Source organism: Streptomyces apricus (genome assembly GCF_008369065.1).
Classification (GTDB): domain Bacteria; phylum Actinomycetota; class Actinomycetes; order Streptomycetales; family Streptomycetaceae; genus Streptomyces; species Streptomyces apricus.
Window position 1 is genome coordinate 41,901 of sequence record NZ_VDFC01000032.1, and the last position, 8,795, is coordinate 50,695.

9 protein-coding genes and 1 pseudogene are annotated in these 8,795 nt (G+C 75.6%); 6 read left to right on the forward strand and 4 right to left on the reverse strand.

The features are described from left to right. Nucleotides 1–134 precede the first annotated feature (134 nt). Nucleotides 135–1,391: a molybdopterin-dependent oxidoreductase gene (locus FGF04_RS10875; RefSeq protein WP_149511082.1), complete on the forward strand. Its 1,257-nt coding sequence runs from the start codon at nt 135–137 to the stop codon at nt 1,389–1,391. A gap of 385 nt (nt 1,392–1,776) precedes the next feature. Here the strand turns inward: FGF04_RS10875 and FGF04_RS40970 are convergent, their stop codons facing one another. From FGF04_RS40970 to FGF04_RS10895, 3 genes are read right to left on the reverse strand one after another with little or no spacing between them, the layout of a single operon-like run. Then, a complete protein-coding gene (locus FGF04_RS40970) occupies nt 1,777–2,589 on the reverse strand; it encodes a class I SAM-dependent methyltransferase (protein ID WP_235882278.1) in 813 nt (270 codons plus the stop codon). After that, a complete protein-coding gene (locus FGF04_RS40975) occupies nt 2,586–3,230 on the reverse strand; it encodes a TIGR04282 family arsenosugar biosynthesis glycosyltransferase (RefSeq protein ID WP_149511083.1) in 645 nt (214 codons plus the stop codon). The genes FGF04_RS40970 and FGF04_RS40975 overlap by 4 nt, the downstream gene beginning before the upstream one ends. After that, nucleotides 3,227–3,979: a glycosyltransferase family 2 protein gene (locus FGF04_RS10895; RefSeq protein ID WP_149511084.1), complete on the reverse strand. Its 753-nt coding sequence runs from the start codon at nt 3,977–3,979 to the stop codon at nt 3,227–3,229. The genes FGF04_RS40975 and FGF04_RS10895 overlap by 4 nt, the downstream gene beginning before the upstream one ends. 103 nt (nt 3,980–4,082) lie before the next feature. Here FGF04_RS10895 and FGF04_RS10900 point away from each other — a divergent pair, with 103 nt between their 5' ends. Together FGF04_RS10900 and FGF04_RS10905 are read left to right on the forward strand one after the other, a co-directional pair. Then, nucleotides 4,083–4,859: a response regulator transcription factor gene (locus FGF04_RS10900; RefSeq protein WP_149511085.1), complete on the forward strand. Its 777-nt coding sequence runs from the start codon at nt 4,083–4,085 to the stop codon at nt 4,857–4,859. Next, nucleotides 4,852–5,964: a sensor histidine kinase gene (locus tag FGF04_RS10905; RefSeq protein ID WP_149511086.1), complete on the forward strand. Its 1,113-nt coding sequence runs from the start codon at nt 4,852–4,854 to the stop codon at nt 5,962–5,964. Before FGF04_RS10900 ends, FGF04_RS10905 begins: the two co-directional genes overlap by 8 nt. Before the next feature lie 60 nt (nt 5,965–6,024). Here the strand turns inward: FGF04_RS10905 and FGF04_RS10910 are convergent, their stop codons facing one another. After that, a complete protein-coding gene (locus tag FGF04_RS10910) occupies nt 6,025–7,029 on the reverse strand; it encodes an NAD-dependent epimerase/dehydratase family protein (RefSeq protein WP_149511087.1) in 1,005 nt (334 codons plus the stop codon). Nucleotides 7,030–7,161: 132 nt separating this feature from the next. Here FGF04_RS10910 and FGF04_RS10915 point away from each other — a divergent pair. From FGF04_RS10915 to FGF04_RS10925, 3 genes and pseudogenes are all read left to right on the forward strand, one after another. Next, nucleotides 7,162–7,695: pseudogene (locus FGF04_RS10915) on the forward strand (class F sortase); the annotation flags it as partial. A gap of 127 nt (nt 7,696–7,822) precedes the next feature. Next, nucleotides 7,823–8,314, forward strand: coding sequence for an RNA polymerase sigma factor (locus tag FGF04_RS10920; protein ID WP_149511106.1), 492 nt, complete (start codon nt 7,823–7,825; stop codon nt 8,312–8,314). Beyond that, nucleotides 8,298–8,789, forward strand: a complete 492-nt coding sequence (locus FGF04_RS10925) for a hypothetical protein (RefSeq protein ID WP_149511089.1) — start codon at nt 8,298–8,300, stop codon at nt 8,787–8,789. Before FGF04_RS10920 ends, FGF04_RS10925 begins: the two co-directional genes overlap by 17 nt. Nucleotides 8,790–8,795: the final 6 nt, after the last annotated feature.

Sequence of the window (8,795 nt, forward strand, 5' to 3'; positions counted from 1 at the left end):
GGGGAGCGGGGAGCGGATCACGGGGGAACGCTAGGCCGGGGAGGGCCGTCCGCGGTCGCCTGCCGTGCGGACGTCAGCGTTTCGTCATGGGTCGCACGCCCCTGCGAAGGCCCCTTCCTGCCTACGGTCGGGCCATGCGCGACCTCACCGCACGGCTTCCCACCTCACCCGGTTTCTGGCGCAGTCCGCTGCGCGGGCCCCGGTTCACCTCGGTGCTCGGCCTCGTCCTCCTCGTCGGCATCACGGTGCTGTTCGTGACGGGCCTGCTCTCCTACGCCGCCTACAACCCCGGTCTGTCACCGCTGAACGACAAGACCCCCGACAAGGGGCTCCTCGGCTTCTACCTCTTCGCCTGGCCCACGAGCCCGCACTGGCTCTACCGCCTCACCCAGGGCGTCCACGTCACCCTCGGGATCACCCTGGTCCCCGTCCTGCTGGCCAAGCTCTGGTCGGTGGTGCCGAAACTGTTCACCCTGCCGCCGGTCCGCTCCCTCGCCCACGGGCTGGAGAGGCTCTCGTTGCTGCTGCTGGTCGGGGGCGCGCTGTTCGAGTTCGCCACCGGCGTGCTCAACGTCCAGCTCGACTACGTCTTCCCGGGGTCCTTCTACCCGCTGCACTTCTACGGCGCGTGGGTGTTCTTCGCCGCGTTCCTCACCCACGCGGCGCTGAAGACACCGGCCGCCGTGCGGAACGTACGGCACATGAGGCAGCAGCGGGAACGACCGGCGGCGGAGGAGGAACTGGTGTCCCCCCGTCCTGATCCCGCGACCGTCTCCCGGCGCGGGGCGCTGTGGTTCGTCGGCGGCGGGTCCCTGCTGCTGTTCGGGACGACGGCGGGACAGAGCCTCGGCGGACCGCTGCGGCGCACGGCCCTCCTCGCGCCGCACGGCGGGGCCGACCCCGGCAGCGGCCCGAACGGCTTCCAGATCAACAAGACGGCCGCGTACGCGGGGATCGACGCGCGGGAGACGGACGACGGCGTGTGGCGGCTCGTGGTCGTGGGACGGACGGGAACGGTCCGGCTGAGCCGGCACGACCTCCTGCAATTGCCCCTGCACAGCGCGGCGCTGCCCATCGCCTGCGTCGAGGGCTGGTCCACCTCCGACCAGTGGTGGCGCGGGGTGCGGCTGCGCGACCTCGCGCGACTCGTCGGCCACGACGGCGATCCGCCGGACCTCCTCGTCGAGTCCGTCCAGCGGCACGGTGCCTTCCGGCGCGCGGCCCTGCGCGCCAACCAGGTGGCGGACCCGGACTCGCTGCTCGCCCTGGAGGTCAACGGCGAGGACCTGAGCCCGGACCACGGCTACCCGGCACGGGTGATCGTGCCGGCCGCGCCGGGTGTGCTCAACACGAAATGGGTGGCYAGGATGACGTTCGGAGACCTGCGATGAGGACGGTCCGCACGAGGCGGGGAGCAGCGGAGCGGGGGACACCGGAGGGAGGGACACCGGAGCCGGGAGCTCCGGGGCGGCGGGCGGCCGCGCGGCGGGCCTTCGTGGGCCGTCCGTTCCCCCTCCTGGTCCTCACCTGCGGTCTCGCGCTCGCCGGGTACGCGGGCGTGCGGCTGCTCGCCGACGACTGGTCCGGCGTGGTCCTGTGGTTCGTGGGGGCGGCCCTGCTGCACGACCTGGTGCTGCTGCCCCTGTACGCGGCGGTGGACCGCGGTGTCGTCCGCGCGTTCGGCGCGGCGGGCCGCCGGGAGCGGACGGTGTACGTACGGGTCCCGGCGGCGCTGTCCGCGCTGCTCCTGCTCGTCTGGTTCCCGCTGATCACCGGTCAGGTGGACGAGCGGTACCGGAGGGCGACCGGGAGGTCGGCGGACGGCTTCCTGGACCGCTGGCTGCTGATCACCGCCGTCCTCTTCGCCGGTTCGGCGCTCCTGCTGCTGCGGGCGTCGCTGCGGGAGCGCAGGGCGGCGAAGGAGCGGCCGCCGGACTCCCACTGATCGACGGCGGTCCAGCCGGTGCGCGTGGCGTACCGCAGGAGGGCGCGGGTTCCGACCCGCGCCCAGGGGAACGGCGTACCGGGGGAGCCGTGCGTGTCCGTGATGTGCACGCGCACGCGCTCGTCGACGTCCGCCGGCACGGTCTCGGCGATCAGCAGGCCCCCGGGGGTGAGCAGCCGGGCCGTCCGGGCGAGGAGCGCGCGGGGGTCGCCGCCGATGCCGACGTTGCCGTCGGCGAGCAGCGCGGTGTCCCAGCGGCCCTCGGCCGGGAGCGGGTCGAAGACGGAGCGGTGCAGGGCCGGGCCGCCCAGGCGCGTGGTCCGGGCCACGGCCGCCGCGCTGACGTCGATGCCGAGGACGCGCCGGCCCTGCCCGGCCAGCTCCGCGACGAGCCGTCCCGGACCGCAGCCGATGTCGAGCACGGAACCCTCGCACCGGCCCAGGAGCTCCAGGTCCACCGCGTCCGCGCGGGCGCACCACCGCTCCACCTCCAGCGGCAGCAGCCAGCCGTCCGCCCGGCGCAGGTAGAGCGGCCCCCGGYCGGTGTGCAGGGCGCGGGTGTACGGGTCGGCGGTGGACCAGGCCGGGCGGGCCGCCGGGGCGCCGGGACCGTCGAGGGCGAGGTCGCCCGCGGGCCCGTTCACCGGTCGGCCGAGGGTGCGAGCCCGCCGGACCAGGCGAGCGGGGCGAGCCGGGCGAGCCGGGCGGCGAAGCGGGTGTGCGGGGCGGCCGCCGCCACCTGCGCGGCGTCGGCGGCGGTGTCGACGTCCCTCAGGCGCGGCAGGTCGCGTACGCGCAGTCCGGCGCCGACGAGCCGCTCGCGCTGCACGGCGCCGGTGGTGGGCACCGACATCGGGACCCCGCGCAGGAGCCGCGGGTCGGGCTCGGCCAGCCCCAGGGCCCAGAAGCCGCCGTCCTCCGCGGCCCCGAAGCAGGCGTCGTAGCCGGCGAAGTCCGCGGTGAGCAGGGCCGGGGTGACCTGGGGGGTGTCCATGCCGATGAGCAGGGCCGGTCCGTCGCAGCCGGCGAAGGCGGCGGCCAGCCGCTCGTCGAGGCCGCCGCCGCACTGCGGCACGACGTCGAACCCGGGCGGCAGCCAGGGGCCCGGCGCCCCCTCCAGCACGAGGACCCGCCGGGTGGCGGGCGTCGCGGCCACGGCGCACAGGGTGTCGGTCAGGGCCGCCTCGGCGAGCGCGGCGGCCTCCACCGGACTGAAGGGCGGCGTGAGACGCGTCTTCMCCCGCCCCGGCAGCGGCTCCTTGGCGATGACGAGCAGGGTGGTCATCGGACACCGCCTCCTTGCGGGGCGCGGGGGCCGGGTTCGGGCCCTGGTCCGGGTTCGGGTTCGGGTTCACGCTCGGCCAGGACGTGGCTCATGTCCCGTACCGCCTGCCACGTGCCGCGCCAGGTGCCGGTCACCTTCGAGGCGCCCGTGCGGGGCAGGTAGGGCACGTCGTGCTCGGTGATCCGCCAGCCCGCGTCGGCGGCGCGGACGACCATCTGGAGCGGATAGCCGCTGCGCCGGTCGGTGAGCCCGAGCCCGAGCAGCGGCTCGCGGCGGGCCGCCCGCAGCGGACCGAGGTCGTGCAGCCGCAGCCCCGTGCGGCGGCGCAGCAGCCGGGCGAGGGCGAGATTGCCGGCCCGGGCGTGGACGGGCCAGGCGGACCGGCCCTGCGGACGGCGTCTGCCCAGCACCAGGTCGGCCTCACCGCCGCGCACTTCGCGTACGAAGGGGACGAGGAGCGAGGGGTCGAGCGAGGCGTCGCAGTCGCAGAAGCAGACGATGTCGGCGGTGGCGGCGCCGAGCCCCGCCTGGCAGGCGGCCCCGAAACCGCGGCGCGGCTCGTGGACGACGCTCGCGCCGAGCGCGCGGGCGATGCCGGCCGAGCCGTCGGTGGAGCCGTTGTCCACGACGATCGCGCGCCAGCCCGGCGGGATCCGGGCGAGGACCCAGGGCAGGGCCCCGGCCTCGTCCAGACACGGGAGGACCACATCGACTTCAGGGAGATCAGGAGGGGTCGTCACGCCGTTCACCCTACGAAGACGAATCAGACATATGGGGCATGGCCTCCTTACGAAACAAGGACGTCGGGGTCCGGGGACGCGGCGGGCGCCGCCGCGGTGCGAGGCTGGGCGCATGCACCAGCCGCACGAACCGACACCCGCTCCCTCCGGCGCCTCCCGCCCCGCCGCGGGGCCCCGGGTCCTGGTGGTCGACGACGACCCCACCGTCGCCGAGGTCGTCTCCGGATACCTCGACCGCGCCGGCTACCGCGTGGACCGGGCGGGCGACGGCCCCGACGCCCTCGCCCGCGCCGCCGCCCACCGGCCCGACCTGGTGGTCCTCGACCTGATGCTGCCCGGCATGGACGGTCTGGAGGTGTGCCGGCGGCTGCGCGACCGCGGGCCGGTGCCGGTCATCATGCTCACCGCCCGCGGCGACGAGGACGACCGCATCACGGGGCTCGAAGTGGGCGCGGACGACTACGTCACCAAGCCGTTCAGCCCGCGCGAACTGGTGCTGCGGGTGGAGTCGGTCCTGCGCCGTACCCGCCCCGCCGGCCCGGCCGGACCGCTCGCCGCGGCCGGTCTCGCCGTCGACCCCGAGGGGCGCCGCGCCACCAAGCACGGCGTGGAACTCGCCCTCACCCTGCGGGAGTTCGACCTGCTCGCCTTCCTCCTGCGGCACCCCGGCCGCGCGTACGGCAGGGAGGACCTGATGCGCGAGGTGTGGGGGTGGGACTTCGGGGACCTGTCGACCGTGACGGTCCACGTGCGGCGGCTGCGCGGCAAGGTCGAGGACGACCCGGCGCGGCCCCGCCTCATCCAGACCGTGTGGGGCGTCGGCTACCGCTTCGACCCCACCGGTGACCACGACCCCACCGGTGACCACGAGGGGACCGGCCGTGAATGACACCCTCCTGATCGCCCTGTACGCCTTCGCCGGTGCCGCGGCCACCGGTCTGACCGGAGCGGGCGCGCTGCGCCTGGTCCGGCGCCGCTCGCTCACCGCGTCGCTCGCCGTGGTGGCCGCGGTGGCGGTGGCCGCGATGTTCGCGGGGACGCTGGCCGTGGCGCAGGCGATGTTCCTGTCCGCGCACGACCTGAGCGTCGTCACCACGGTCCTCGCCATGGCGGCCGTGGTCTCGATGATCACCGCGCTGCTGCTCGGCCGGTGGATCGTCGCCCGCAGCCGTGAACTGGCCGTGGCCGCACGGTCCTTCGGCGACGGCGGCGACTTCACCGCGCCCGAGGCCCCGGCGACCGCCGAACTGGCCGCCGTGAGCCGCGAGCTGACCGCCACCAGCGCCAGGCTCGCCGAGTCCCGGATGCGCGAGCGCGCGCTGGAGTCCTCCCGCCGCGAACTCGTCGCCTGGATCTCGCACGACCTGCGCACCCCGCTGGCCGGGCTGCGCGCGATGTCGGAGGCGCTGGAGGACGGCGTGGCCGCCGACCCGCAGCGCTACCTCCGCCAGATCCGCACCGAGGTCGAGCGCCTCAACGACATGGTGGGCGACCTCTTCGAGCTCTCCCGCATCCACGCCGGCACGCTCGTCCTGTCCCCGTCCCGCATGTCGCTGTACGACCTGGTCGGCGACGCCCTCGCCGGCGCGGACCCGCTCGCCCGCAGCCACGGTGTGCGGCTGGTCGGCGACCACGTCGAACCGGTACCGGTCGAGGTGGACGGCAAGGAGATGAGCCGGGTCCTCGGCAACCTCCTGGTCAACGCGATCCGGCGCACCCCGGCCGACGGCACGGTCGCGGTGGCCGCCGAACGCAGGGCCGACGGCGTCGTCCTGTCCGTCACCGACGGCTGCGGCGGCATCCCCGAACACGACCTGCCGCGCGTCTTCGACACGGGCTGGCGCGGCTCCGACGCGCGCACGCCCCCGGCGGGCGCGGGCCTGGGACTCGCCATCGTCCGGGGCATCGTGGAGGCCCACCGGGGACACGCCACCGTGCACAACATCGCCGGCGGCTGCCGCTTCGAGGTGACCCTGCCCGCGGCGGTCACCTGAGGCTCGTGGCGGGCGCGCGGGCCCGGCCCGGGCGCCGCGCGACGGGCCCGCGCGCCGGGCTCACCCCTCGCGCAGCCGCGCCGTCGCGAACTCCCGCATGCCCTCCTCGAAGCCGACCTGTGGCTTCCAGCCCAGGTCGGCCCGCAGCCGGGAGGAGTCCGCGGTGATGTGCCGTACGTCCCCCAGGCGGTACTCACCGGTCACCACGGGGTCCGGTCCGCCGTGCGCGCCGGCCAGTGCCACCGCCATCTCCCCGACCGTGTGTGGCTCCCCGCTCCCGGTGTTGTACGCGCCGAGCGTGCCGCCGGCCCGTTCCGCCTCCAGCGCCGCCACGTTGGCCGCGGCCACGTCCCGTACGTGCACGAAGTCCCGCCGCTGGCCGCCGTCCTCGAAGACCCGCGGAGCCTGCCCGCGGGCGAGCGCGGAGCGGAAGAAGGAGGCCACCCCCGCGTACGGGGTGTCGCGCGGCATCCCGGGCCCGTACACGTTGTGGTAGCGCAGCGACACCGCGGTGCCGTCCGTCGAGCGCGCCCACGCGGCGGCCAGGTGCTCCTGCGCGAGCTTGGTCGTGGCGTACACGTTGCGCGGGTCGGCCGGCGCGTCCTCGCCGACCAGGCCCGGGGCCAGGTCCGCCGCGCAGGAGGGGCACCGGGGCTCGAACCGCCCCGCCGCCAGGTCGGCGGCCGACCGCGGCCCGGGCCGCACCGTACCGTGCCGGGCACATGTGTACCGGCCCTCCCCGTACACCACCATCGAGCCGGCCAGGACGAGCCGCCGCACCCCCGCCCGGGCCATCGCGGCCAGCAGGACGGCGGTACCGAGGTCGTTGTGGGAGACGTAGTCCGCCGCGTCCGAGACCCCGTCGCCCAGGCCGACCATCGCCGCCTGGTGGCAGACCGCGTCGACCCGGGCGAGGGCCGCCGAGACCGCGTCGGGATCCCGGACGTCACCGCCCGCCCCTCCGCCCCGTAGGTCGAACACCACGGGCTCGTGCCCGCCCGCCCGCAGCGCCTCGACGACATGGGACCCGATGAACCCGGCTCCGCCGGTGACCAGTACACGCATGTGCGGAACCCTAGGCGCGCCCCCGGGCCCCGGCGCGGTGTGCGCGCCGCACGTCACCGGTCCGTAAGAGGTGTTCCGGCCGCCGCGTCCGCGTAACGGCGAGCCAACCGCGCGAAGGCGTCGCCGAGCTCGGGCGGCCCGACCACCCGCGGGGAGAGCGCGCCGGGACCGTCCCCGGAGGCCTCGCGGACCGCCGGGAAGGCCGTGCGGCCCCTCACGCGTTCGGTGCCCGTCCGGCTGAGCATCCCGGCCATCCGGGTCGACACCCCGGTCATGCGGCTGGGGCTGGCCCCGGACGGCAGCGTCGAGGTGCCGCCGGTCGAGGCCGACGACCGGGCGGGCTGGTACCGGCACTCGCCGACGCCCGGCCAGGTCGGCCCGTCGGTGATCCTCGGCCACGTCACGGTCGGCGCGTACGGGGACGGCGTCTTCCGCCGGCTCGCCCGGCTGCGGCAGAGCGACCGGATCGTGGCGCACCTGGAGAACGGCACCTCGGCGTCCTTCGCCGTCACCGGCGTACGGACCGTCGCGCAGGCGGACTTCCCGACGGACGACGTCTACGGGGACGTGGGGCGGCCGGAGCTGCGGCTCATCACGTGCGGCGGACCGCGCAGCGGTGACGGCTACCGCGACAGCGTGATCGTGTTCGCGGCGCTGGTTCCATGAGCCCCGGCCCCACGGGCTCCGTCCGTTCCGCATGGCCCGTACGGTCCGCATGCTCCGTACGTTCCATACGTCCCGTACGTTCCGTGAAATCTGTGAGTTCCACGAACGCGTCATGACCAGGAGAGCGTTGAAACGGTCCCGCGAGGAGGCAGCGTCCGAGCTGTTCGCCGCCCTCTACCCGCGTCTCGCCGGCTGGTGCCGCCGGCTGGTCGACGACGACGGGACGGCCCACGAGATCGCCTCGGAGGCGTTCACCCGGCTCTGGGCGCGCTGGACCACCGTGGCGGAGCCGCGCGGCTTCCTCTACGTCACCGTCGCCAACCTGGTCCGCGACCACTGGCGCAAGCTGGAGCGCGAACGCCGGGCGGTGCGCCGGGCGACGGCGGAGGCCGCCGTCCGCCCGGCCACCGAACCGGCCGACCCGTCGGTGCGCCTGCTCGTGCAGTCGCTGCCCGAACGGCTGCGCGTGCCGATCCTGCTGCACTACTACGCTGACATGCCGATCAGGGAGGTGTCCGTGCTCACCGGGCGCAAGGAAGGGACCGTCAAGGCCGATCTCCACGCGGCCCGAGAACTGCTCCGCGCCCATCTGAGGAGAAGCGTTGATCACACACTCTGACGACGGCCCGGACTTCGACCCCGACGACCCCCTCGCCGTCATCCTGCGGCCCGGCACCGACTACCTCGGACCGCCGCCCGGCCGGTACGAGGCCATCCGCCGCGGCGCGGCCCGCCGACGGCTCCTGCGCGCGGCGGCCGGGGCCGGGCTGCTGTGCGCCGTCACCGCGCTGGTGGCGCTGCCGGTCCGCCTGGCGGCACCGGACCGGCCGGTGTCCCCGGCGGTGCCCCTCGCCCCGCCGTCCTCGCCACCCCCGACACTGAAGCCGTCCACGCCGTCCACGAGCACTCCCGCGCCCTCGCCGACCCGCCCGGCCACGCCGACCCCCTCGCCGGAACCCGCGGAGTCCCTGCCTCCCAGGACGTCCGTGAGCACGGTCCCCACCGGGGGGTCGAGCACGCCGACGGCCGTCCCCGACGTGTCCCCGGCGAAGAAGCCGACGGACGTACCGACCCAGGCCGCCACCCCCCGGTGACGGCGG

What these genes read in the sequence shown, in the direction of transcription:
- FGF04_RS10900 (WP_149511085.1), top strand. Translation starts at nt 4,083, where the DNA reads ATGCACCAGCCGCACGAACCGACACCCGCTCCCTCCGGCGCCTCCCGC.
- FGF04_RS10910 (WP_149511087.1), bottom strand. Translation starts at nt 7,029, where the DNA reads ATGCGTGTACTGGTCACCGGCGGAGCCGGGTTCATCGGGTCCCATGTC.